This is a genomic window from Actibacterium ureilyticum, from assembly GCF_002285435.1.
Classification (GTDB): Bacteria; Pseudomonadota; Alphaproteobacteria; order Rhodobacterales; family Rhodobacteraceae; genus Actibacterium_C; species Actibacterium_C ureilyticum.
The window spans coordinates 89,052-111,010 of the sequence record NZ_NSBT01000036.1 but is presented as its reverse complement, the minus strand read 5'-3'; the positions used below and the strand labels follow the sequence as shown (position 1 = coordinate 111,010).

23 protein-coding genes are annotated in these 21,959 nt (G+C 65.3%); 6 read left to right on the top strand and 17 right to left on the bottom strand.

The features are described from left to right. Positions 1 to 62: 62 nt before the first annotated feature. Positions 63 to 968, top strand: coding sequence for a YihY/virulence factor BrkB family protein (locus CLM60_RS12845; RefSeq protein WP_245848405.1), 906 nt, complete (start codon positions 63 to 65; stop codon positions 966 to 968). Here CLM60_RS12845 and CLM60_RS12840 read toward each other — a convergent pair. From CLM60_RS12840 to CLM60_RS12795, 10 genes are all read right to left on the bottom strand, one after another. After that, entirely contained in the window at positions 890 to 1,645 is a 756-nt protein-coding gene (locus CLM60_RS12840; protein WP_095589535.1) for a TIGR02186 family protein, read from the bottom strand. The two genes, CLM60_RS12845 and CLM60_RS12840, sit on opposite strands and share 79 nt — an antisense overlap. Further along, positions 1,645 to 2,562 carry a sulfite exporter TauE/SafE family protein gene (locus CLM60_RS12835; protein ID WP_095589534.1) on the bottom strand — a complete coding sequence of 306 codons (918 nt, stop codon included), beginning with the start codon at positions 2,560 to 2,562 and terminating at the stop codon, positions 1,645 to 1,647. Before CLM60_RS12835 ends, CLM60_RS12840 begins: the two co-directional genes overlap by 1 nt. An 88-nt stretch (positions 2,563 to 2,650) precedes the next feature. Then, positions 2,651 to 3,616, bottom strand: a complete 966-nt coding sequence (locus CLM60_RS12830; protein WP_095589533.1) for an ABC transporter permease — start codon at positions 3,614 to 3,616, stop codon at positions 2,651 to 2,653. Further along, positions 3,616 to 4,710: an ABC transporter permease gene (locus CLM60_RS12825; protein WP_095589532.1), complete on the bottom strand. Its 1,095-nt coding sequence runs from the start codon at positions 4,708 to 4,710 to the stop codon at positions 3,616 to 3,618. The genes CLM60_RS12830 and CLM60_RS12825 overlap by 1 nt, the downstream gene beginning before the upstream one ends. A gap of 1 nt (position 4,711) precedes the next feature. After that, positions 4,712 to 6,247 (bottom strand): ABC transporter ATP-binding protein, encoded by a 1,536-nt coding sequence (locus CLM60_RS12820; protein WP_095589531.1) that lies wholly within the window; start codon positions 6,245 to 6,247, stop codon positions 4,712 to 4,714. Between the two features lie 72 nt (positions 6,248 to 6,319). Continuing rightward, positions 6,320 to 7,321, bottom strand: a complete 1,002-nt coding sequence (locus tag CLM60_RS12815) for a BMP family lipoprotein (RefSeq protein WP_095589530.1) — start codon at positions 7,319 to 7,321, stop codon at positions 6,320 to 6,322. A gap of 126 nt (positions 7,322 to 7,447) precedes the next feature. Next, the gene (locus CLM60_RS12810) at positions 7,448 to 7,891 is read right to left on the bottom strand and encodes a GNAT family N-acetyltransferase (protein WP_095589529.1); all 444 of its coding nucleotides are present in this window, start codon (positions 7,889 to 7,891) and stop codon (positions 7,448 to 7,450) included. Continuing rightward, on the bottom strand, positions 7,881 to 8,585 hold the full coding sequence (gene tsaB, locus CLM60_RS12805; protein WP_095589528.1) for a tRNA (adenosine(37)-N6)-threonylcarbamoyltransferase complex dimerization subunit type 1 TsaB: 705 nt from the start codon (positions 8,583 to 8,585) through the stop codon (positions 7,881 to 7,883). Before tsaB ends, CLM60_RS12810 begins: the two co-directional genes overlap by 11 nt. Then, positions 8,585 to 9,148 carry a NifU family protein gene (locus CLM60_RS12800; RefSeq protein ID WP_095589527.1) on the bottom strand — a complete coding sequence of 188 codons (564 nt, stop codon included), beginning with the start codon at positions 9,146 to 9,148 and terminating at the stop codon, positions 8,585 to 8,587. The genes tsaB and CLM60_RS12800 overlap by 1 nt, the downstream gene beginning before the upstream one ends. Positions 9,149 to 9,260: 112 nt before the next feature. Continuing rightward, positions 9,261 to 9,878, bottom strand: a complete 618-nt coding sequence (locus tag CLM60_RS12795; RefSeq protein WP_095589526.1) for an FMN-dependent NADH-azoreductase — start codon at positions 9,876 to 9,878, stop codon at positions 9,261 to 9,263. Positions 9,879 to 9,996: 118 nt separating this feature from the next. On the opposite strand from CLM60_RS12795, the gene CLM60_RS12790 reads away from it, so the two are divergent. Next, positions 9,997 to 10,560 carry a CGNR zinc finger domain-containing protein gene (locus CLM60_RS12790; RefSeq protein ID WP_176473869.1) on the top strand — a complete coding sequence of 188 codons (564 nt, stop codon included), beginning with the start codon at positions 9,997 to 9,999 and terminating at the stop codon, positions 10,558 to 10,560. On the opposite strand, the gene CLM60_RS12785 is transcribed toward CLM60_RS12790, so the two are convergent. After that, positions 10,561 to 11,016: a universal stress protein gene (locus tag CLM60_RS12785; RefSeq protein ID WP_095589524.1), complete on the bottom strand. Its 456-nt coding sequence runs from the start codon at positions 11,014 to 11,016 to the stop codon at positions 10,561 to 10,563. A gap of 138 nt (positions 11,017 to 11,154) precedes the next feature. On the opposite strand from CLM60_RS12785, the gene CLM60_RS12780 reads away from it, so the two are divergent. After that, on the top strand, positions 11,155 to 11,628 hold the full coding sequence (locus tag CLM60_RS12780) for a DUF2380 domain-containing protein (RefSeq protein WP_217983293.1): 474 nt from the start codon (positions 11,155 to 11,157) through the stop codon (positions 11,626 to 11,628). On the opposite strand, the gene CLM60_RS12775 is transcribed toward CLM60_RS12780, so the two are convergent. The 3 genes from CLM60_RS12775 to trpS all read right to left on the bottom strand — a co-directional run bounded on the left by CLM60_RS12775 (position 11,629) and on the right by trpS (position 14,356). Next, entirely contained in the window at positions 11,629 to 12,492 is an 864-nt protein-coding gene (locus tag CLM60_RS12775; protein WP_095589523.1) for a branched-chain amino acid aminotransferase, read from the bottom strand. A gap of 247 nt (positions 12,493 to 12,739) precedes the next feature. After that, positions 12,740 to 13,234, bottom strand: a complete 495-nt coding sequence (locus CLM60_RS12770) for a VOC family protein (RefSeq protein ID WP_095589522.1) — start codon at positions 13,232 to 13,234, stop codon at positions 12,740 to 12,742. A gap of 99 nt (positions 13,235 to 13,333) precedes the next feature. Further along, positions 13,334 to 14,356 (bottom strand): tryptophan--tRNA ligase, encoded by a 1,023-nt coding sequence (trpS, locus tag CLM60_RS12765; protein WP_095589521.1) that lies wholly within the window; start codon positions 14,354 to 14,356, stop codon positions 13,334 to 13,336. A 76-nt stretch (positions 14,357 to 14,432) separates the two neighbouring features. Here trpS and CLM60_RS12760 point away from each other — a divergent pair, with 76 nt between their 5' ends. Further along, the gene (locus CLM60_RS12760; RefSeq protein WP_095589520.1) at positions 14,433 to 15,119 is read left to right on the top strand and encodes a rhomboid family intramembrane serine protease; all 687 of its coding nucleotides are present in this window, start codon (positions 14,433 to 14,435) and stop codon (positions 15,117 to 15,119) included. On the opposite strand, the gene murJ is transcribed toward CLM60_RS12760, so the two are convergent. From murJ to CLM60_RS12745, 3 genes are read right to left on the bottom strand one after another with little or no spacing between them, the layout of a single operon-like run. Then, on the bottom strand, positions 15,120 to 16,661 hold the full coding sequence (murJ, locus tag CLM60_RS12755) for a murein biosynthesis integral membrane protein MurJ (protein WP_095589519.1): 1,542 nt from the start codon (positions 16,659 to 16,661) through the stop codon (positions 15,120 to 15,122). It abuts the gene before it with no gap. Next, a complete protein-coding gene (locus CLM60_RS12750) occupies positions 16,661 to 19,423 on the bottom strand; it encodes a [protein-PII] uridylyltransferase (protein ID WP_245848407.1) in 2,763 nt (920 codons plus the stop codon). The genes murJ and CLM60_RS12750 overlap by 1 nt, the downstream gene beginning before the upstream one ends. A gap of 16 nt (positions 19,424 to 19,439) precedes the next feature. Continuing rightward, positions 19,440 to 20,618: a penicillin-binding protein activator gene (locus CLM60_RS12745; protein WP_095589517.1), complete on the bottom strand. Its 1,179-nt coding sequence runs from the start codon at positions 20,616 to 20,618 to the stop codon at positions 19,440 to 19,442. A 90-nt stretch (positions 20,619 to 20,708) separates the two neighbouring features. On the opposite strand from CLM60_RS12745, the gene rsmI reads away from it, so the two are divergent. Further along, the gene (rsmI, locus tag CLM60_RS12740; protein WP_095589516.1) at positions 20,709 to 21,569 is read left to right on the top strand and encodes a 16S rRNA (cytidine(1402)-2'-O)-methyltransferase; all 861 of its coding nucleotides are present in this window, start codon (positions 20,709 to 20,711) and stop codon (positions 21,567 to 21,569) included. After that, complete coding sequence (locus tag CLM60_RS12735; RefSeq protein WP_095589515.1) at positions 21,566 to 21,919, top strand: YraN family protein; 354 nt, start codon at positions 21,566 to 21,568, stop codon at positions 21,917 to 21,919. The genes rsmI and CLM60_RS12735 overlap by 4 nt, the downstream gene beginning before the upstream one ends. The last annotated feature ends 40 nt before the right edge of the window (positions 21,920 to 21,959 follow it).

Sequence of the window (21,959 nt, the reverse complement as noted above, 5' to 3'; positions counted from 1 at the left end):
TTGGGTGTTGACCGCAAGGGGCAGGCACGATTTGCTGTCCCCAAGCAATTCATGGGGGGCGCTTGCCCTATCTGACTGTCACCTGGGCATTTCTGGCCGCCCTGCTGCGCAACAGCGGCGACAAGACATTGCCGCTTGTCTCTGCCGGTGTGGCGTTCTTTTCGATGCTGGCGATCTTTCCCGGGCTGGCCGCCGTCGTCGCCTTGTGGGGGCTGGTGGCCGACCCTTATGTCGTCCAGCAGGAAATGGAGCTGACGCGCCAGTTCCTGCCCGGCGATGTGTTCGACCTGTTGCAGACGCAGGTGTCGGGGCTGGTGACGGCGCCCTCGACCACGCTGGGCTGGGCGTCGCTGCTGTCGCTGTTGCTGGCGCTGTGGTCGGCGCGGTCCGGGGTGGGGGCGCTGATCACCGGGCTGAACACGATCCACGGGGTGCGCAACCGCACCGGGCTGCGCCACTATGTCGTTGCCCTGACGCTGACCCTGGCGCTGATCGGTGTGGCGCTGGTGGCGCTGGCGACCGTGGTGGTGGCGCCGATCCTGCTGGCCTTTCTCCCGCTGGGCGAGTTGACATCGATCCTGTTCGAGTTGATCCGGTGGTGCGCGGCGGTGGGCGTGGTGTCGGGCGCGCTGATCGTGGTCTATCGCTTTGGCCCCAACCGGGCGGCGCCATCGCCCTTGCCGCTGCTGTCGCCGGGGGTGCTGCTGGTCACGGTGATGTGGGCGGCGGCTTCGGCGGGGTTTTCGATCTATCTGGCGAATTTCGGGAATTACAACCAGATCTATGGCTCGATCGGGGCGGTGATCGCGCTGCTGATGTGGCTCTATATTTCGGCTTTTCTGGTGCTGCTTGGGGCGCTGGTCGATGCGCAGCTGGAAGAGCGTATCGCTCAGCTGCGCACATACCGGAAGAAGGACGAGGCCCCCCAGCCCGCCGCGATGGCGATGGCCAAGGACAAAAGCCCATAGATCAGCGGATGATCATGGGCCAGCCGAAAGATCCAGCGTTCCAGCCCGACCTTCTGCACCTCGATCGCGGTCTGATAGGCGTCGATCACCCGCCCTTCGCGGGTCAGGAAGATCCGGGTGGTGTAAAGCCCCTCGGTCAGGTTCGCGGGCAGGGCGATAGAGCCGCGAAACAGCGTCTGTTCGCGCAGCACGACCGCTTCGGGGTCGGTCTGATACAGGCCCTGCCGGCTGCGGATGCGCATCAGGGCCTGGGTGAAATTCTCGGTATCGGCGACGGTATCGGTCACGCCCACTGCCCGGATCGCGCGTGGGGTCGAAATGCGGTGGCGCAGATCCTCGGTGTTCGACAGGATCTGGGACAGGGGGGCGGTGCTGGCCACGGCATAGAAGCTGGGCGCGGCGTCGACCTCGACCGCGTCGCTGTTGACCCAGATGCCGAACTGGCGGGCCTTGCGGCGCACGACCACCGGCGTCGCGGGGCCAGAGACCGCGATGATCACGTTCAGCGGCACCTCGTCGATGGGCGCCTCGCGCTTGATCGCGCCGAAGACCAGGATTTCCGATCCGGCAAAATTGGCGGTGATCGACACCCGCGCCTGGCTGAGGCCGGCGACGACCTCTTCCGCGCGCAGCGGCAGCGCCAGCAGGGTCAGGCAAAGGCACAACCGCCACAGCATCACTGACCGCTCCCATCGCCCAGCGAATACAGCTCGGACGGTTGCAGCAGCAGATCCAGCGCCAGCTTGCCGCAGACCAGCAGCACAAGCCCGGCCAGCAGAACGCGCAGCTGTTCGGCCTTGAGCTTCAGGCCGATCTGGGTGCCGACCTGTGCGCCGATCACCCCACCCACCAGCAGCAGCACCGCCAGCGCCATGTCGACGGTATAGTTGGTGGTGGCGTGCAGCAGCGTGGTAAAGGCGGTCACGAAGATGATCTGAAAAAGCGACGTGCCGATCACGACCTTGGTCGGCATGCCCAGGATATAGATCATCGCGGGCACCATGATGAACCCGCCGCCCACACCCATCACGGCGGCCAGAACCCCGACCAGAACCCCCACCAGCACCGGCGGAATGACCGAGATATAAAGCCCCGAGGTGCGGAATTTCATCTTGAACGGCAGCCCGTGGATCCAGTTGTGCTGACGGCGTTTGGGTGCGCCACCCGCCCGCCGGGAGCGGCGCATCGCCCGCAGACTTTCGATGAACATCAGCCCGCCGATCACCCCCAGAAAGACCACATAGCAAAGCCGCACCAGCAGATCGACCTGCCCCAGCTGCCGCAGATAGTTGAACAGGATCACCCCAAGCGCCGCCCCGATCAGGCCGCCCACAAGCAGCACGACCCCCATGCGCAAATCGACGGTCTTGCGCCTGAAATGGGCCAGCACGCCGGAAAAGGACGAGGCGACGATCTGATTGGCGGATGTGGCCACCGCGACGGTCGGGGGGATGCCGATGAAGAACAGCAGCGGCGTGATCAGGAACCCGCCGCCCACGCCGAACATCCCCGACAGGATGCCGACCAACCCGCCCAGCCCCAACAGCACGAATGCGTTCACGGACACTTCGGCAATGGGGAGGTAGATCTGCATGACGCTCCCTGGCGGTTACGGTCGGTCTGAAACGATCCGGCGGGCGGATCGGGCCTGTGGAAATTCTGCACCGGCAACGTGCCGGGGTCTAGCGTTCTTTGACGTAAGGCTCGCCCCCGGCGCGCGGCGGGATGGCCTTGCCCACGAAACCGGCCAGGATGATGACGGTCAGGATATAGGGCAGGGCGTCCATGAACTGCACCGGAACGACGAAACCGCCCAGGTCGATATTCTGATAGCGCAGCGCGACCGCCTGCAGGAACCCGAAGAGCAACGTGGCCGACAGCGCGTACCACGGCCGCCACTTTGCAAAGATCAGCGCCGCCAGCGCGATATAGCCGCGCCCGGCCGTCATGTCCTTGACGAAGCCCGCCTGCAACGCCGTGGCCAGATAGGCGCCCGCGATGCCGCACAGCACGCCACAGATCGCCACGGCGGCAAAGCGCAGCCCGATGACCGAAACGCCGGCGGTATCGACCGCCGCGGGGTTTTCGCCCACCGCACGCAGCCGCAGGCCAAAGCGCGTGCGATAGAGCAGCCACCATGTCAGCGGCACCATCGCTAGCGCGAAATAGACCAGAAGCGTATGGCCCGAGATCAGGTCGTGATAGATCGGCCCGAAGACCGGCACATCGCGCAGCGTATCGGCCAGCGGCAGGGTGATCGGCCCGAACCGCGCATCCCCGCCCAGCGACGGCGTGCGGCCACCCTGATCGAACCAGTCCTGCGCGATCACCACCGTCAGCCCGGCGGCCAGAAAGTTGATCGCGACGCCGGAAATCAGCTGGTTGCCGCGAAAGGTGATCGAGGCCAGCCCGTGGATCACCGACAGGAACATCGACGCGCCGATCCCCGCCAGCAGCCCCCACCAGACGCTGCCGGTCACCGCCGCGACTGCCGCCGACAAAAAGGCCGCGGCCAGCATCTTGCCCTCGAGCCCGATGTCGAAAATGCCCGAGCGTTCTGAAAACAGCCCCGCCAGACAAGCCAGCAGCAGCGGCGTGGCCAGCCGCACGGTGGAATCCAGCACTTGCAGGACGGTTGCGAAATCCATCACGCTTTCCCCCGCCGGAATGCCAGGAAGATCCGCTCCAGCGGCATGCGCACCATGTTGTCCAGCGCGCCGGTGAACAGGATCACCAGCGCCTGGATCACCACGATCAGCTCGCGCGGGATGTTCGTCCACAATGCCAGCTCGGCGCCGCCCTGGTACAAGAACCCGAACAGGATCGCTGCCAGGAAGATGCCGAACGGGTGGTTGCGGCCCATCAGCGCCACGGCGATGCCGATGAAGCCCGCCCCCTCGACCGAATTCAGGACCAGCCGCTCGGCCTCGCCCATCACATTGTTGATCGCCATCAGCCCGGCCAGCGCGCCGGAAATCAGCATCGCCACCATGATGATCTTGACCGGAGAGATCCCGGCATAAACGGCGGCGGATTCCGATTTGCCGAAGGCGCGGATCTGGTACCCGATCCGCGTGCGCCAGATCAGCAGCCAGACCAGAACACAGGCCAGCAGCGCGATGAAGAACGCGATATTGGCCGGTGCGGCACGGGAAAACGGAATGCCGAACACGCCCAGGATATCATGCAGCGTGGGCAGGTTGGTGCCGGCGGGAAACTTGGCGGTGGCGGGGTCCATCGACCCCTTGGGCCGCAGCATGTTCACCAGCAGGAAGTTCAGGATCGACGCGCTGATGAAATTGAACATGATCGTGGTGATCACGATATGGCTGCCGCGCTTGGCCTGAAGCCAGGCCGGGATCGCCGCAAAGGCCGCCCCGAACAGCGCGCCGCCCACCATCGCGGCGGGCAGGGCCAGCGCCCAATGCGGCCACGGCACCGCCAGACAGACCAGCGCCACGCCCAGACCGCCCAGCGTCGCCTGCCCCTCGGCTCCGATGTTGAACATCGCGGCGTGAAAGGCCACGGCAAAGGCCAGCCCGGTGAACATGAAGTTGGTGGCGTAATAGAGCGTATAGCCCCAGCCATAGGTCGACCCCACGGCGCCCGTCACCATCATCTTGACCGCGGCGACCGGATCTTCGCCGATGGCGATGATGACCAGCGCCGACAGGGCAAAGGCGATCAGCAGGCTGAAGATCGGGACCAGAACCGCATCGGCCCATTTCGGCAGGATCTCCATCTCAGGCGGCCTCCTCGTTGACGCCGGCCATCAACAGGCCCAGTTCGGTTTCGTTGGTCTGTTCCGGCAGGCGTTCGCCCATGATCCGGCCGTCGAACATCACCGCGATCCGGTCGGACAGCGACATGATCTCGTCCAGCTCGACGCTGACCAGCAGGATCGCCTTGCCTGCATCGCGCAGTTCGACAACGCGCTGGTGGATAAACTCGATCGCACCGATATCGACGCCGCGCGTGGGCTGGCCGATCAGCAACAGGTCGGGGTTGCGCTCGATCTCGCGCGCCAGAACGATCTTCTGCTGGTTGCCGCCGGAAAAGCTTTTGGCGGGCAGGAAGGGGTCGGGCGGGCGCACGTCGAAGCGTTCCATCTTGGCCGCCGTGTCGGCGCGGATCGCGGCGTTGTCCATCAGCAGCGCGTTGGACTGGATCGCGGGATCGTTGTGATAGCCGAAAACCGTGTTCTCCCACGCGCTGAAATCCATGATCAGCCCGTCATGCTGGCGGTCTTCGGGCACATGGGCGATGCCACGCGCGCGCCGCGATTGCCCGTCGGATGCGGTGCCGGTCAGGTCAAGTTCCTGACCGTTCATACGCACGGTGCCGGTGGCGGGGATCATACCGCCCAGAACCTCCAGCAGGGCGGACTGGCCGTTGCCCGCGACACCCGCGATGCCCAGGATCTCGCCCGCGCGCACGTTCAGCGACACGCCTTTCAGCCGTTCCACCCCGTGTTCGTCGATCACGCGCAGGTTCTCGACCTCCAGCACCGGGGCGCCGGGGGTGGCGGGTTTCTTGTCGACGCGCAGCAGAACCTTGCGGCCCACCATCAGCTCGGCCAGTTGCTCGGGGCTTGTTTCCGATGTCTTGACGGTCGCCGTCATCTGGCCGCGCCGCATCACGCTGACCGTGTCGGTGATATGCATGATCTCGCGCAGCTTGTGGGTGATCAGGATGATCGTCTTCCCCTCTTCGCGCAGCCGTTCCAGGATGCGAAACAGCTGGTCGGCCTCGGCCGGGGTCAGAACGCCGGTGGGCTCGTCCAGGATCAGGATGTCGGCCTGCCGGTACAGCGCCTTCAGGATCTCGACCCGCTGCTGGTGGCCCACGGACAGATCCTCGATCAGCGCGTCGGGGTCGACATGCAATTCGTATTCCTCGGCCAGGCGCTTCAGCTCGCCGCGCGCCTTGGCCAGCGACGGGCGCAGCAGCGCGCCATCCTCGGCCCCCAGGATCACGTTTTCCAGCACGCTGAAATTCTGCACCAGCTTGAAATGCTGAAACACCATGCCGATGCCCGCGCGGATCGCGGTCTGGCTGTCGGTGATGTTGGCCTTGGTGCCGTTGATGAAGATCTCGCCCGCGTCGGCCTTGTAGAACCCGAAGAGGATCGACATCAGCGTGGATTTCCCGGCGCCGTTTTCGCCGATGATCCCGTGGATCGTGCCGGGCATCACGCGGATGCTGATATCCTTGTTGGCCTGAACGGGGCCAAAGGCCTTGGAAATACCCTTGAGTTCAATGGCGGCAGCGGTGGTCATGACGGGGCCCGGTCGTTTGGAAATGACAGGGGCGGCAACCCGCCCCTGCCGGTATTCAGGTTATCGGGCCGATCAGAAGCTCAGCGCCGGGCAGCTGTCGTTTTCGTAATAGCTGACGACATTCAGCTCGCCCGCGATGATCTTGGCTTTCGCGTCCTCGGCGGCGGCTTTCATCTCGTCGGTGATCAGCGCCGCGTTGTTGTCGTCGACGGCATAGCCAACGCCCTCTTCGGCCAGGCCCAGGCGCATCTGGCCCGTCTGTGTGTCTGCGCCGGATTTCAGCACGTCATAGACCGCGACATCCACGCGCTTCAGCATTGAGGTCAGGACCGAACCGGGATGCAGGTGGTTCTGGTTGCTGTCGACGCCGATGGAATAGATCCCTTCGTCCGCCGCGGCCTGCAACACGCCCACGCCGGTGCCGCCCGCCGCGGCATAGATCACATCCGCGCCCTGGCTGTATTGCGCCTTGGCCAGCTCGCCGCCCTTCACCGGGTCGTTCCACGCCGCCGGGGTCGTGCCGGTCATGTTGGCGACGATCTTGATGTCGGGATTGACCGATTTCGCGCCCTGGGCATAGCCGCAGGCGAAGTGACGGATCAGCGGCACATCCATGCCACCCACGAAACCGACCGTGCCGGTCTTGCTGGCCATCGCGGCCAGGATGCCGACAAGGTAAGAGCCCTGATGTTCCTCGAACGCGATCATCAGCACGTTGTCGGGGATCTCGGCCAGGAAGCCGTCGATATTGACGAAGGTGATCTCGGGGTAATCCGGGGCGACCTCGGCCACCGGGTCTGCCATTGCGAAACCGGTGGTGATGATCGGGTTCGCGCCAGCCTCGGCGAAGCGGCGCAGCGCCTGTTCGCGCTGGGCTTCGGACTGCATCTCGATATCCAGATATGTGCCGCCGGTTTCCTTGGCCCAGCGTTCGGCACCGTTAAAGGCCGCCTCGTTGAAAGACTTGTCGAACTTGCCGCCCAGATCGAAGATCAGGGCCGGATCGGCAAGGGCCGCGCCCGCGCTCAGCGCCAGCGCAGCGGTCGCGCCCAAGAATTTCTGAAAGATGGTCATGGTTAAGCTCCCGGTTGCCATTGGTTTTGTCCGTGGCGCCGATACGGACCGAAACGATGCGTATGGGACGGATTAACCGCAATTAAGGCCGCAGCCATGGGGGGCGGTCAACCGGTTTTTCGCCAATCACGTCCCCGGGTTTTGCCATGACGCCGGGTCAGTCAGCGCGCGTTCCAGCACCAGCGCATCCGTCGCCCGGCCATCCGGCCCGCGATAATAGCCGGGACGTTGCCCGCATTCGGTGAAGCCCTGCGCGGCATAAAGACCCCGCGCGGCGGCGTTGTCGGCGGCGACCTCAAGGAACGCGCGGGTCGCGCCGCGCGCACGGGCCCCGTCGATGAATGCGCGCAACAGCCGCGCACCGTGACCCGCGCGGCGGGCGTCGGGATGAACGGCGATCGTCAGCAATTCGGCCTCGTCCGCGATGACCCGGCCTAGGACGAACCCGTCCGCGACCGTCGCCAGAAACGTACCGGGCGCGCGCAGCAGGTCGCGAAACTCTGTCGCGGTCCAGGGGCGGGGGCTGGTGAAACACAGCACATGCAGATCGGCCAGCGCCTCAGGCGTCATCCAGGATCACCGGCGGCGGGTCAGAGGGCGGTGCGGCATCGGCGGGGCGCACATAAAGCGGCGCGGGCCGCGCGGCGGGATCGAACCCTGCGTCGCGCCAACGGATTTCGGCGATCCGGGCCATGTGGGCGGCCACGCGGGACGGACCGATCAGCGCGTGTTCGGCGTGAAAGGGTTTGGCGATCTCGTCGGCGCGAAAGCCGCGCACGGTCATGTTGACCGGCCGTTCCAGATCGGCGGGGGGATCGGCTGGGTCGATCAGCCGCGGGGGCGATTGCGGCTTGCCATAGCGGAACGGCTGGACATAGGCGTTGCCGCGCGGCGCCTCGATACTCAACACTTGGGCCGGTTGCGCCAGCGGGCCGTCCCAATCCAGCAGCGCCTCGAACATCGACACGCCGATGGCGGGGATACCCAGCGCCAATGCCAGCCCGCGCGCGGCGGAAACCGAAATCCGGATGCCGGTGAAGTTGCCCGGCCCGATGCCCACGGCGATCAGGTCCAGGTCACGCAGGCTGCCGCCGGCTTCTTTCAGCAATTCATCCAGAAGCGGCATCAGCCGCTCGGCCTGTCCGCGCTGCATCGCCTCGTCCCGTTCGGCAAGGATCACGTCGGACATCACCGCCGCCGAGATCTGCGGCAGGCTGGTGTCAAAGGCCAGGATATTCGGGTCGAACCCGCCCTTGGGCTGCATCAGGCGGCGACGGGGCGGACTTCGATAACCTCGGGGATATAGTGGCGCAGCAGGTTCTCGATCCCCATCTTCAGCGTCAGGGTCGAGGACGGGCAACCAGCGCAGGCGCCCTGCATGTGCAGATAGACGATGCCGCGATCGAAACCGTGGAAGGTGATGTCGCCGCCATCCTGCGCCACGGCGGGCCGCACGCGTGTGTCCAGCAGATCCTTGATCTGGTTCACGATCTCGGCGTCCGGTCCGTCATGGTCGGCGTGACCTGCCGGGGCCTGGGCCGCGCCCTGCATAACCGGCTGGCCGGACTGGAAATGTTCCATGATCGCGCCCAGGATCGCGGGCTTCACGTGGTCCCATTCCACCGCTTCGTCCTTGGTGACGGTGACGAAATCCATGCCGAAGAACACGCCCGTGACACCGGAAACCGCGAAGATCCGTTGCGCCAGCGGCGACGGCCCCGCCGCATCGGGGCTGGGGAAGTCGGCGGTGCCGGTTTCCAGGACGGTCTGGCCGGGCAGGAATTTCAGCGTTGCCGGGTTCGGTGTGGATTCGGTCTGAATGAACATGCGCGCATCTCCCAATGAACTAGGGATATGCGCTTATCGGGCCGTTCTGTCAATGTTTAGAATTGTTCTAAAACACGGTCCGCCGGGGCAGCGGACCGTGTCGCAAGCCCGTTCAGGCCAGCTCCAGCGCCCGTTCCCGCGCCGCATCGAACCCGGCCTGCGGGTCGGCGGTCAGCAGCGAGGGCTGGAAGCGAATCACGTCGATATCGGTGACACCGATCATGCCCAGCCACCATTCCAGATAGCTGGTGTGGAAATCCTGGCCATAGCGCGCATCCGCGCCCGGCTGCCAAACGCCGCTGCTGACGACCAGCGTCGCCTTCTTGCCCGACAGCAGACCGGAATAGCCGGTATCGGGGGCAAAACCGAACAGCAGGCCGGGCTGGGTGATGATGTCGATATATTGTTTCAGCCGATAAGGGATGCCGCCATTCCACATCGGAACGCTGATGACATAATGGTCGGCGGCGACGAAGCGCTGGGTGATTTCGGTCACGCGATCCCAGGCGTGCTGTTTCGCGGCATCCATCGCGCCATCGCCGAAAAAGGTCATCTTTGCTGCGGCGAAATCACCGTCGAACGCGGGCAGGTCTTCGGCCCACAGGTCGATCCGGGAAACGGACATGCTGCCATCGGCGACCTGGGCCTTGGCAATGTAAGCCTCTGCCAAGGCTGCGGATTTCGAGGCCGCACCGCGTGGCGATCCGGCGATGTAAAGAAGATCGGTCATGGGTCTCTCCATTCTGTAAACCGTTTAAAATGTGGTTAGAGGGTTACTCACGTTTTGGTAACTTCTCAAATCACGAATAAGTGGTTACATTGTTGTCACCTTTGGAATGAGAGGCCCCATGCGCCCACCCGCGATGATCATTGCCGACGATCCGGCACTGGATTTCCTGAACACGATCGGCGCCCCCCACGGCGAGATGATCGAATGGATCGAGACCGGCGACGACCTGAAGGCGTGGCTGTTACAGGCCGGTCTGGTCCAGCCGTCAGAGTTCGACGATTTCCCCCAGGACGCCGAAACCGACATCGCCGCGGCCGAGGCGCGGCATCTGAGGGACGAGTTCCGGGCCTGGTTGCAGACGGGGACGACGGGGATTTTCGAACATCTGAACTGGGTGCTGCAGCGTGAAAGTGGCTTTTGGGTGCTGGAGCCCACGCCGCCCCACCGGATGACGCGAAGGTTGCGCTTTACCCAGCCCGGCCAGCTTCTGGTGCCGGTTGCCATTGCCATTGCCGATCTGATCGCGCGGCAGGAAGCGGACCGCGTGCGCGAATGCGCCAATCCCAGCTGTACGATGTGGTTTCGCGATGTCAGCCGGAACAACCGGCGCCGGTGGTGTTCGATGTCGGTCTGCGGCAACCGGGCCAAGGTCGCGGCGCATCGCGCCCGTGGCAAGGGCTGATCAGCAGATCGCTTCGAGCCGTTCCTTGGACATTTCGCCCGGCACGATGGTGATCGGGACCGGCAGCGTCCCGGCATTCCGGCTTAGCTGTGTGACCAGCGGGCCGGGGCCGCCCTTGCCTGTGCCAGCGCCCAGCACCAGGACGCCGATCTCGTCATCCTCGCGCACCTGGCTCAGGATTTCGGGCAGGGGTTCGCCCTCGCGTATGATCAGCTCGGGATCGACATTCTGCTTGTCGCGCATCCATTTCGCGAACACCTCGAAATGCGCGACGATGCGCTCGCGGGCTTCTTCGCGCATGATATCGCCGACCCCGATCCAGTGGTTGAATTCGTCGGGCGGGATGATCGACAGGATCTGCACGCCGCCCTGCGTCTTGGCCGCGCGCATCGCGGCGAAACGCATCGCGTTCAGGCATTCACGGCTGTCATCGAGCACGACCAGGAACTTACGCATGGGCCAATCCTCCGGCCGCGATCATGGCGGGGCGGACGGGGGCTTGCAAGCACCTGCGGTTTTCTGCGCGAAATTTGGGGCGGTTTGCGCTACGATATGGGCAGGTTTCCGAGCATGCGGCCAGAGGGAGAGGCAATCATGCGCAGGTCCATACCCATGATTGCCGCCGCCCTGACGGGGCTGTTGGCCGGTCCCGCCCCGGCGCGCGATCTGGCGGTGTTGCCGGTGCGGATGCTGGACACATCGGGCGAGGTTGCGGACCAGCGCGCCGCCCATCAGGCGCGCATGACACAGATGGCGGCGGATCTGACCCGCGATCTGGCGGGCCGATATGATGCCATCTTCGAAATCGCGCCGGGCGATCTGCAACGGGACTGTCCGGGGACGGATGCCGATTGCCTGCTGCAACTGGCGGAACGGGCGGGGGCGGATCTGGTGCTGTTGCCGTCGGTCATCAAGACCTCCAGCCTGATCATGCGGATCTATGTGCAGATCGTGGATGTGCAGACCGGCCAGATCGTGCAGCAGCGCGACCTGAACTTTCGCGGCGATACCGATGAAAGCTGGATCCGGGCCGAACAGTTCCTGGTGCGCAACCTGGCGCAGGACTGATCAGCCGCCCGAATGCGCCCAATCCCAGTACAGCTCGCGCACGCGCTTTGTGACCGGGCCGGATTGATAATGGGTGCCGTCGAATTCCGAAACCGGCGTGACCTTCATCATGTTGCCAGACAGAAAAACCTCGTCCGCGGCATGGAAATCGTCAAATCCCAGCACGGTTTCGCGCACCTCGACCCCGTCGCGGCGCAGGTTGTCGATGTGGCGCGCGCGGGTGATTCCCGACAGGAAGGTGCCGTTGGCCACGGGGGTGAAGACCACCCCGTCGCGGACCATGAATACATTCGCTGTGGCGGTTTCGGCCACATTGCCCAACGCATCGGCCACCAGCGCGTTGCCGAAACCCTTGGCGCGGGCCTCGGCCAGCATGCGGGCGTTGTTGGGGTAAAGGCACCCGGCCTTGGCGTTCACCACCGCGTCTTCCAGCACCGGGCGGCGGAACCGCGTTGTGGTCAGCGTCGTGGCGCTGGTCGCAGGGGCCATGGGGATCTCCTCAAGGCTGATCGCGAAGCCGGTCGCGCCCTGTTTCGGCACGATGCCCAGATCGCCGCCTTCCAGCGCCCAGTACATCGGGCGGATATAGACGGCGCTGTCCTTGGCATAGTGCGACAGCCCCTCGCGGACGATGGCGACCATGTCTTCGGCGGTAACGGTGGGCGTGATCATCAGCGCGCTGGCCGAGCGGTTGACGCGGGCGCAATGGGCATCCAGATCCGGCGCGATACCTTCGAAGTAACGCGCGCCGTCGAACACCGTGGTGCCCAGCCAGCTGCCGTGATCGGCGGCCCGCATTACGGCGATGTCGCCATCGTGCCAGGTGCCGTTGAAATAGGTGCGGATATTCGTGCCGGTTGCCATGGTGCAGCCCCTTTTTCGGACCTGCGAAACCTAACGCCGGCTTAGGTCAGACGTCCAGACATAAAAAGCCCCCAGCGGGGCGTGCTGGGGGCTGGCAGCGGGGCAGGCGGGACGTCCGGCGCCGCTTTGTGCCGGGATGGGATCGGGCAGGATCGCATCGTTCTTGGGGATGTTGGGAACGACCCCGGCAAAGCAGGTGCAGGCTAGGAAGCCTGCGAATCCACAGGGTGACGGTTCTGAATCGGTTTTATGAAGATACCGTCAGTTCCGCCAGAAGCGCCTGCAGGTCCAGCGGGGCGTTCATCATCGCCAGCTGGCCATGCGCATCGCGGGGCCATTCCTGTTCCGGCCGGTCGCGGTACAGCTCGACGCCATTGCCATCGGGATCGCGCAGATAGATCGCCTCGCTCACGCCATGATCGGCGGCACCGTCCAGCGCAATCCCCGCGTCGATCACCCGTTGCAGCGCATCCGCCAGGCTGGCCCGGTCGGGATACAGGAACGCGGTGTGATAAAGCCCGGTATGGCCCGGGGGCGGGGGCGTGCCGCCCTTGCTTTCCCAGGTGTTCAGGCCGATGTGGTGGTGATAGCCGCCAGCGGCCAGAAACGCGGCCTGTGTGCCGTATTTCTGCTGCAGCTCGAACCCCAGAACGCCGGAATAGAACGCGATGGCGCGATCCAGATCGGCGACCTTCAGGTGGACATGCCCGATGCGGGCCTTGGGATGAACAGGTGTGGTCATTGGAACCTCCGAAAAACTCGAGGCCAAGATATATGTGCGGAAAAAACAAAAAACCCCTTCTTGCGCAGGGGTTTGGTGCGTTTTTGCTGTGCTGGCCGGTTACGCGCCGACCATGCCCACGATCTGATAGGTCCGTTTCAGGATCGGCGTGGCGATGGTGCGCGCCCGTTCCGCCCCACGTGCCAGGATGCGGTCGATCTCGGCCGGGTCCTGCATCAGCCGCGACATCTCGGCCGAGATCGGCTCCAACTTGGCCACCGCCAGATCGGCGAGCGAGGGCTTGAAAGTGCCGAATTGCTGGCCCGCGTGATCGGCGATCACCTGTTCCGGCGTCAGGTCGGCCAGCCCGGCATAGATGTTCACCAGGTTGCGCGCCTCGGGGCGGTCGGCCAGACCCTCGACCGTGTCGGGCAGGGGCTCGGGGTCGGTCTTGGCCTTGCGGATCTTCTTGGCGATGTCGTCGGCGCTGTCGGTCAGGTTGATCCGGCTCATGTCGGACGGATCGGATTTCGACATCTTCTTGGACCCGTCGCGCAGGCTCATGACCCGCGTCGCCGCGCCCTCGATCACCGGCTCGGTCACCGGGAAGAAATCGACGCCATAGTCGTTGTTGAACTTGATCGCGATATCGCGGGTCAGTTCGACATGCTGTTTCTGATCCTCGCCCACCGGCACATGGGTCGCGTGGTAAATCAGAATATCGGCGGCCATCAGCGCGGGATACGCGAAGAGCCCCAGCGAGGCGTTCTGCGTGTTCTTGCCCGCCTTGTCCTTCCACTGCGTCATCCGCTGCATCCAGCCCATCCGGGCGACACAGTTGAAGATCCAGCCAAGCTGCGCGTGTTCCGGCACTTGGCTTTGGTTGAACAGGATGGATTTCTCCGGGTCGATCCCGGCGGCGATGAAGCCCGCGCAGAGCTCGCGCGTGGCATGGCGCAGCTTGTCGGGGTCCTGCCAGACGGTGATCGCGTGCTGGTCGACCATGCAATAGATCGTTTCCATGTCACCGGCATCCTGCGTGGTGACGAAACGCTTCATCGCGCCCAGGTAATTGCCCAGGGTCAGCCCGCCCGAGGGCTGGATCCCGGAAAAGACGCGCGGTGTGTGGACCACCTCGGCCATATCTATTCTCCGTCTGGAAATTCGTGTTCCGCTCGCTTACCCATGCGGGGGCAAGCCGTCAACCGGAGCTCCCAGAATGCGCCAACATAACGATACCTCGCCGCTGAACCCCTTGCCGCCGGTCGTGTGGTTTCTGGTGGTGCCGATCGCGCTGATCGAGCTGGCCTTCAACGTGGGGGCGCGCGGCATCGTGGGCGGCCCGGCGGCGGTGGGCTGGCGGCTGTCGGCGGAAACCGATTACGGCTTTTCGGGCCAGATCTTCGACTGGATGATGGCCACCGGCGAATACCCGTTCGATTTTCTGATCCGCTTCGTGACCTATCCCTTCGTGCATGTGAATTTCACCCATGCGCTTTTCGTGATCGTGTTCATCCTGGCGCTGGGCAAGATGGTGGGCGAGGTGTTCCGCACCTGGGCCGTGCTGGCGGTGTTCTTTGGCGCCGCGATCATGGGGGCCGTGGCCTATGGCGGGTTGCTGGGCGACCCGCGCCCGCTGGTGGGGGGCTATCCGGCGGTCTATGGGCTGATCGGGGCGTTCACCTATCTGCTGTGGGTGCGGGCGGGGCAGACCGGCGAAAGCCAACTGCGCGCCTTTTCACTGATCGGGTTCTTGCTGGGCATCCAGCTGTTGTTCGGGCTGCTGTTCGGGTCCAGCAACGATTGGGTGGCCGATATCGCCGGGTTCGTCACCGGGTTCGTGATGTCTTTTGGCGTCAGCCCCGGCGGGTTTGCCCGGCTGCGCGCCCAGTTGCGGCACCGCTGATCAGCCGCGCCGCATCGCGTTCTTGAAATCGGCCAGCCGGAACGCGCCCAGAACGTGCCCCGATCCGAAATAGCTGACCATCCCCGCCAGCAACAGGATCAGCAGCGCAAGATAGCGTTGCGGCCCGTGGACGAACCACTCTGCCAGCAACATATGGCCGCCCCACAGCACGCCCCCCATCAGGGCCGAGGCCGCGGCGATGCGCGGCAGGCGGTGCCAGAACCGGTCGTCGAAACGCGCGGCCTCGCCCATCCCGCGCGCGCCCAGCCACAGCTGGACCACCATCGCCCAGGCGGCCAGCGTCGTGCCCCAGGCCGCCGCGATGAAGCCGATGACCGGCGCCAGGCCAAGGGCCAGCGCGGCATTCACCAGCATCGATACCAGCGCGTAATAGAACGGGCGCCGCGTATCTTCGCGCGCGAAGTAAAGCGGTTGCAGCACCTTTTGCAGCACAAAGGCCGGCAGGCCCGCGCCATAGACCGCCACCGCCAGCGCGGTGGGGATCGTGTCAGCGGCGGTGAAGGCGCCGCGCTCGAACAGGGTCGAGATCAGCGGCACCGGGATCACCACCAGCGCCACCGCCGCGGGCAGTGTCAGCGCCAGCGCGAATTCGGCGGCCCGGCTGAACGAATGCCGCCCGCCATCGGCATCGCCCGCCTGCAACCGGCGCGACAGATCGGGCAGCAGCACCACGCCGATGGCGATGGCCACCACCCCCAGCGGCAGCTGATACAGCCGGTCGGCGTTGTAAAGCCAGGACACCGCGCTGTCGAAATAGGATGCGACCTGCCGCCCGATCAGCAGGTTCACCTGCACCACGCCCCCCGCCAGCGCGGCGGGCGCGGCGATAATGGCCAGGCGCTTCAGCTCGGGTGTCATATGCGGCCAATGCGGCAACAGGCGGAAGCCTGCCTGTTTCGCCGCCCACCAGACCAGCGCCATCTGCGCCACGCCCGCGACCGGGACGGCCCAGATCAGTGCCAGCGCGACATCGCTATCGGTCAGGGCGGCAGCGGTGATCGCGGCGATGAAGATCACGTTCAGCAGCACCGGCGCGGCGGCGGCGGTGGCAAACCGGCCAAGCGCGTTCAGCACCCCCGACAGAAGCGCCGCGATCGAGATGAACATCACATAGGGAAAGGCGATGCGCCCATAAAACACCGTCAGGTCAAAGGTCGCGCTGTTGCGAAACCCCGACGCCATCGCCAGCACCAGCCACGGCATGGCGACCTGCGCCAGCAGCGTCAGCACCACCAGAATGCCCAGAAGCGCCGACATCGCATCGCGGGCAAAGCCCAGCGGGTCCTGCCCGCTTTCGGCGCGTTTGGAAAACATCGGCACAAAGGCCATGTTGAACGCGCCTTCGGCAAAGAACCGGCGGAACAGGTTGGGCAGAGAAAACGCGATGACAAAGGCCTGATGCGCGGGGCCGGTGCCCAGCCACGCCGCGATCAGGATGTCACGGACGAACCCTAGGATGCGGCTCATCAATGTCCAGGCGCCGACGGTCACGAAGCCCGAAATCAGCCGGATCGGATTCATCAGCCGCGCGCCCGTTCCGCGCCGCGTTCGATCGCGCGGCGCAGCTTCTGGTCCAGCGATTGCTGTTTCGAAGCCGCATGCAGCTTCAGCCCGAACATGTCCTTGACATAGAACGTATCGACCACCTGCGCGCCATAGGTCGCGATCACCGCGCTGGCGATATAAATATTGGCATCGGCCAGCGCGCGCGACAGGTCGAACAGCAGGCCGGGGCGGTCGCGGGTGTCGACCTCGATGATGGTATAGATTTCGGAGCCTTCGTTGTCGAAACTGATCGAGGTCGGGAACTGAAAGCCCATCTCGCGTTTCTTCAGCTTGTCCTTGTCGGCCAGTTTCTCGCGCGGCATGACCTCGCCCGCCAGGGTCTTTTCGATCATCTTGCGCAGGCGCGGCAGGCGGCTGGCTTCGAACGGGTGCCCCTCGCCATCCTGGATCCAGAACACGGCGGTGGCATAGCCATCCTTGGACGTATAGGTCCGTGCGTCGACGATGTTGGCGCCCGATAGGGCCAGCGCGCCGGTCAGCCGGGCAAAGATGCCGGGGTGATCGGCCAGCGCGAAACAGGCGCGGGTGGCGTCGCGATCCTCGTCCGGGGTCAGGTCGATCCGGATTGCGTCATCGGTGATGTCCCGCAGCAGGTTGGCAAAGACCGCCTGGGTGCTGGTGGGCAACCCCTGCCAATAGGGGCCGTAATGGCGGCCGACCTCGACCCGCAGGTCCTTTTTGTCCCAGTCGTCCAGCGCCTCGCGCAGGGCGCGCTTGGCCTCGGCCTCGCGCTTTTCGGTGTTGATGGCTTCCAGCCCGTTTTCCAGCGCATCGGCGGTCTCGCGGTAAAGCGTCCGCAACAGCTGCGCCTTCCAGTTGTTCCAGGTGCCGGGGCCCACGCCGCGAATGTCGCAGACGGTCAGCACCGTCAGCAGGTCCAGCCGCTTGCGGTTGCGCACCAGCTTGGCGAAATCGCGGACCGTGCGCGGATCCGACAGATCGCGTTTCTGGGCGAAATCCGACATCAGCAGGTGATAGCGCACCAGCCATTCGACGGTTTCGCAGGCCTCGGCCTTCAGGCCCAGCATCGGCGCCACGCGCCGCGCGATCTGTGCGCCCAGGATCGAATGATCCTCGGGGCGGCCCTTGCCGATGTCATGCAGCAGCAGCGCCACGTAAAGCACGCGCCGGTCGATCCCCTTCTTCAGGATCCGGCTGGCCACCGGCAATTCCTCGACCAGCTCTTCGCGTTCGATCTGCGCCAGGGTCGAGATGCACTGAATCGTATGCTCATCGACGGTATAGTGGTGATAGACGTTGAACTGCATCATCGCCACGATCGGTTCGAAATCGGGGATGAAGGCGGCCAGCACGCCCAGCTCGTTCATCCGCCGAAGCGACCGTTCGGGATTGCCGTGTTTCAGCAGCAGGTCCAGGAAAATCCGCTGCGCCTCTTTGTTGGCGCGCATCTCGTCGTCGATCAGGTCCAGGTTGGCCGACACCGCGCGCATCGCGTCGGGGTGGATCAGCATGCCGGTGCGCAGCGCCTCTTCGAAGAGCCGCAGGATGTTCAGCTTGTCGGCGAAGAACGCGGTCTCGTCCGCCAGGGCCAGCCGGTTATGCACGATGTGATAGATCGGCTTCACCCGGCGGCGGCGGCGCAGGAACCGCGTCAGGCTGGGGGCCGTCTTGACATGGGCCGCTTCGAGCGCGGTCAGGAAGATCCGCGTCAGCTCGCCCACCCGCGTCGCGTGCCGGAAATAATCCTGCATGAAATGTTCGACAGCCCGGCGCCCGCCATGATCGGTATAGCCCAGCCGCGCGGCGACCTCGATCTGCATGTCGAAGGTCAGCTGGTCCATCGCCCGGCCCGACAGCAGGTGCAGATGACAGCGCACCGCCCACAGGAAGCTTTCGGCGTCGACGAAGGTGTCATATTCGTCCTGGGTAAAGACACCCAGACCTACCAGCGCGCCGACATCTTCGACCCCGTGCACGTATTTCGCGATCCAGTACAGCGATTGCAGGTCGCGCAGCCCGCCTTTGCCTTCCTTGACGTTGGGCTCCAGCATATAGCGCTGGCCGCCCTGTTTCTTGTGGCGCTCGGCGCGTTCGGCCAGCTTGGCCTCGACAAAATCGGATGCGGTGGTGCTGAACAGGTCCTTCCACAGCCGCATGTGCAGCTGTTCGGCCAGGTCGGCATCGCCATCCAGGAACCGGTGTTCCAGCAGCGCGGTGCGGATCGTGTAATCCTCGCGCCCCAGGCGCAGGCAGTCGCGGATCGTGCGGCTGGAATGGCCGACCTTCAGCCGCAGATCCCACAGGATATACAGCATGGATTCGATCACGCTTTCGGCCCATGGGGTGATCTTGTAGGGCGTCAGGAACAGCAGATCGACATCGGAATGCGGCGCCATTTCCGCGCGGCCATAGCCCCCCACCGCCAGCAGGGCGATCTTTTCGGCCTCGGTCGGGGTGGGCAGCGGATGCAACCATTCGGTGGCGATCCGGTGCGCCGCACGCACGATGCAATCGGTCAGATGCGCATAGGACCGCGTCACCTCGCGCGCGGCCAGCGGTTGGGCGGTAAAGGCCTCGGCGATCCGGTCGTTGCCGGTCTTGCGCGCGGCCAGCAACAGCCGCACCGCCTCTTGCCGGACCACGCGCGCATCCCGGTCGTCGGTCAGCGCGTTTGCCAGGTCGGCGAAGAAGGCGTCGGTGTCGAAGATGTCTTGCGCCGGGCAGATCAGCGGGCCCGGCGCGGTGGGAACGGTCAAAACGGGGCCGTCGGGGTCAGAACCCGAAACCGCCGAAGCTTCTTGGGGCAGGGTCAATCACAACCACCTGATTATTCTTGATTTCAGCAACGGCCAAGCCGCGTTCGTTGGTGCCGTCGGCGCGCAGCCGGAAGACGCCATTGACGCCCGAGAACCCGGCATTCTGTGTCAGCGCGGCGGTGGTCAGGGCGTCGGATTTGCCCCGCTTGACCAGCGCGCCGATGGCCGAGATCCCGTCATAGGCCAGCCCCGCCAGCGGATGCGCCGCCTGGCCATAGGCCGCCTGATAGCGGCTGGCGAATTGCGCGCTGAGGCCCGGATCGGGCAGGGCAAACCACCCGCCCTGAACGCCGGGCAGGGCCAGCGTGCTGTTGGGGATGTCCCAGCGGGTCAGGCCGATGAACTTGATCACCGACGGATCGACGCGATTTTCCGGCAGAAGCTGCGCCAGCAGCGGCAGCGCGCCGGCGGTGTCGGCGGTCATGAACAGCGCGTTCGCGCCCGAACTGCGCGCCTGCGATGCGATGGCCGGCACGGCCTGAACCACGCCATTCTGCGAGAACTCATAGGATGCGATGGCCGCCGGTGACGATCCGCTGTTGGAGATCGCCTGCACGATCGCGTCGCGCCCGACCTCGCCCGCGACGGTGCGGTCATGGACGACCATGATCTTGTCCTTGCCCTGACGCTTGGCATAGCTGACCAGCCGGTTTGCGGTGTTCTGAAACGTGTTGCCCAGGACAAAGACATTGCCGCCCGCGATCGCGGTGTTGTTGGAAAAGCTCAGCACGTTCACGTTGCGGCTGGCGGCGGCCACGCCCGCGGCATTGGCCGCTTGGGCATAAAGCGGGCCCAGGATGATCTTGGCGCCGTCATTCACCGCCTGGCTCGCGGCGGAACTGGCCCCGCCAGCGCTGCCGGCGGTGCTGTAGACGCGCAGGTCGATATCGACGCCGTCCAGATCGGAAATCGCCAGCCTTGCGGCGTTTTCCAGCCCCTGCGCCACCAGCGTATCGCCCGCCTGGCCCGAACCGCTGGGCACCAGAAGCGCCACCGGCACCGGGGCGCGGGTGTTGATGCTGGGACCGCTGCCGCCGCCCAGGGCGACGGGCTGACAGGCCGCCAGCGCCAACCCCATCACGGCGGCGGCAATGGCGGTCAATGACTTGCGGGGCTTGCGGAAAACGGCGAACATGGGCACTCCTCACACCGGGTCGGGTTTGTGTCGGACAGTACGCATTCCCGACCGGCAAGTAAATGTCGCAGACCACTGGCCGGAGCTTTCTTGCAGATCGACACCACCCCCCTGGCGCCCGGCCTTTATTTCGTGTCCACCCCGATCGGGGCTGCGCGCGACATCACGCTCAGGGCGCTCGACGTGCTGGCCAGCGCCGACATCCTGGCGGCCGAGGATACGCGCACGCTGAAGCACCTGATGCAGATCCACGGCGTGGCGCTGGGCGACCGGCGGGTGGTGGCCTATCACGAACATTCGGGGCCTGCGCAACGCGACAAGCTGGTGGCCGAGATCGCCGCCGGACGCTCTGTCGCCTATGCCAGCGAGGCGGGAACGCCGCTGGTGGCCGATCCCGGGTTCCAGTTGGCGCGTGCCGCCATCGCGGCGGGCCTGCCGGTCATTGCGGCGCCCGGACCATCGGCTGTGCTGACCGCGTTGACGGTGTCGGGCCTGCCATCCGACCGGTTCCTGTTCGCGGGCTTTCCGCCCCCGGCCAAGGGCGCGCGCGCAGGGTTCCTGCGCGATCTGTCGACCCTGACGGCGACGGTGATCCTCTACGAATCGCCGAAGCGGGTGCAGCGCCTGTTGACCGAGCTGGCCGAGATTTTCGGCCCCGACCGCGCCGCCGTGGTCTGCCGCGAGCTGACCAAGCGATTCGAGGAAGTCTGCCGTGGCACCCTGGCCGAGCTGGCGGCGGAATTCGACGACCGCACCGTCAAGGGCGAGATCGTGGTGCTGATCGACCGCGCGCCCGAGGCGGTGGCCGATGCCGCCACGCTGGACGATGCCCTGCGCGAGGCGCTTAGTCGGCTCAGGGTCAAGGATGCCGCGGCCGAGGTCGCCGAACAGCTGGGCCTGCCGCGCCGCCAGGTGTACCAGCGCGCGCTGGAACTGGGCCGCGCGGAATGAGCGGCGCGCGGTCCTATCACGCGGGGCTTGCGGCCGAGGATGCGGTCGCCCGGCTTTATGAAACCAACGGCGCGCAGGTGCTGGAACGGCGCTGGCGCGGCACGGCGGGCGAGGTCGACCTGATCCTGGAACAGGGCGGCACGGTCGTGTTTGTCGAGGTCAAGCAAAGCCGCGACACGGGCACCGCCGCGCTGCATCTGACCGACCGCCAGGCCGCGCGCATCTATGCCGCGGCCGAGGAATTCCTGGCTACGCGGCCCGGCGGTCTGCTGACCGAAACCCGCATCGATGTCGCGCTGGTCGATGGTCAGGGCAACATCACCATCATCGAGAACGCCATTGCCGGGTGACGCGATCTTGATTGCAAGCGCGCCCATCGCTTGCCATGTA

Coding starts and splice junctions, on each gene's coding strand:
- CLM60_RS12790 (WP_176473869.1), top strand. CDS start 9,997: ATGCGCCCACCCGCGATGATCATTGCCGACGATCCGGCACTGGATTTC.
- CLM60_RS12785 (WP_095589524.1), bottom strand. CDS start 11,016: ATGCGTAAGTTCCTGGTCGTGCTCGATGACAGCCGTGAATGCCTGAAC.
- CLM60_RS12745 (WP_095589517.1), bottom strand. CDS start 20,618: ATGTTCGCCGTTTTCCGCAAGCCCCGCAAGTCATTGACCGCCATTGCC.
- CLM60_RS12815 (WP_095589530.1), bottom strand. CDS start 7,321: ATGACCATCTTTCAGAAATTCTTGGGCGCGACCGCTGCGCTGGCGCTG.
- CLM60_RS12825 (WP_095589532.1), bottom strand. CDS start 4,710: ATGGAGATCCTGCCGAAATGGGCCGATGCGGTTCTGGTCCCGATCTTC.
- CLM60_RS12835 (WP_095589534.1), bottom strand. CDS start 2,562: ATGCAGATCTACCTCCCCATTGCCGAAGTGTCCGTGAACGCATTCGTG.
- CLM60_RS12795 (WP_095589526.1), bottom strand. CDS start 9,878: ATGACCGATCTTCTTTACATCGCCGGATCGCCACGCGGTGCGGCCTCG.
- tsaB (WP_095589528.1), bottom strand. CDS start 8,585: ATGCAGCCCAAGGGCGGGTTCGACCCGAATATCCTGGCCTTTGACACC.
- murJ (WP_095589519.1), bottom strand. CDS start 16,661: ATGAATCCGATCCGGCTGATTTCGGGCTTCGTGACCGTCGGCGCCTGG.
- CLM60_RS12735 (WP_095589515.1), top strand. CDS start 21,566: ATGAGCGGCGCGCGGTCCTATCACGCGGGGCTTGCGGCCGAGGATGCG.
- trpS (WP_095589521.1), bottom strand. CDS start 14,356: ATGGCCGAGGTGGTCCACACACCGCGCGTCTTTTCCGGGATCCAGCCC.
- CLM60_RS12820 (WP_095589531.1), bottom strand. CDS start 6,247: ATGACCACCGCTGCCGCCATTGAACTCAAGGGTATTTCCAAGGCCTTT.
- CLM60_RS12775 (WP_095589523.1), bottom strand. CDS start 12,492: ATGGCAACCGGCACGAATATCCGCACCTATTTCAACGGCACCTGGCAC.
- CLM60_RS12780 (WP_217983293.1), top strand. CDS start 11,155: ATGCGCAGGTCCATACCCATGATTGCCGCCGCCCTGACGGGGCTGTTG.
- CLM60_RS12770 (WP_095589522.1), bottom strand. CDS start 13,234: ATGACCACACCTGTTCATCCCAAGGCCCGCATCGGGCATGTCCACCTG.
- CLM60_RS12830 (WP_095589533.1), bottom strand. CDS start 3,616: ATGGATTTCGCAACCGTCCTGCAAGTGCTGGATTCCACCGTGCGGCTG.
- CLM60_RS12800 (WP_095589527.1), bottom strand. CDS start 9,148: ATGTTCATTCAGACCGAATCCACACCGAACCCGGCAACGCTGAAATTC.
- CLM60_RS12840 (WP_095589535.1), bottom strand. CDS start 1,645: ATGCTGTGGCGGTTGTGCCTTTGCCTGACCCTGCTGGCGCTGCCGCTG.
- CLM60_RS12810 (WP_095589529.1), bottom strand. CDS start 7,891: ATGACGCCTGAGGCGCTGGCCGATCTGCATGTGCTGTGTTTCACCAGC.
- CLM60_RS12760 (WP_095589520.1), top strand. CDS start 14,433: ATGCGCCAACATAACGATACCTCGCCGCTGAACCCCTTGCCGCCGGTC.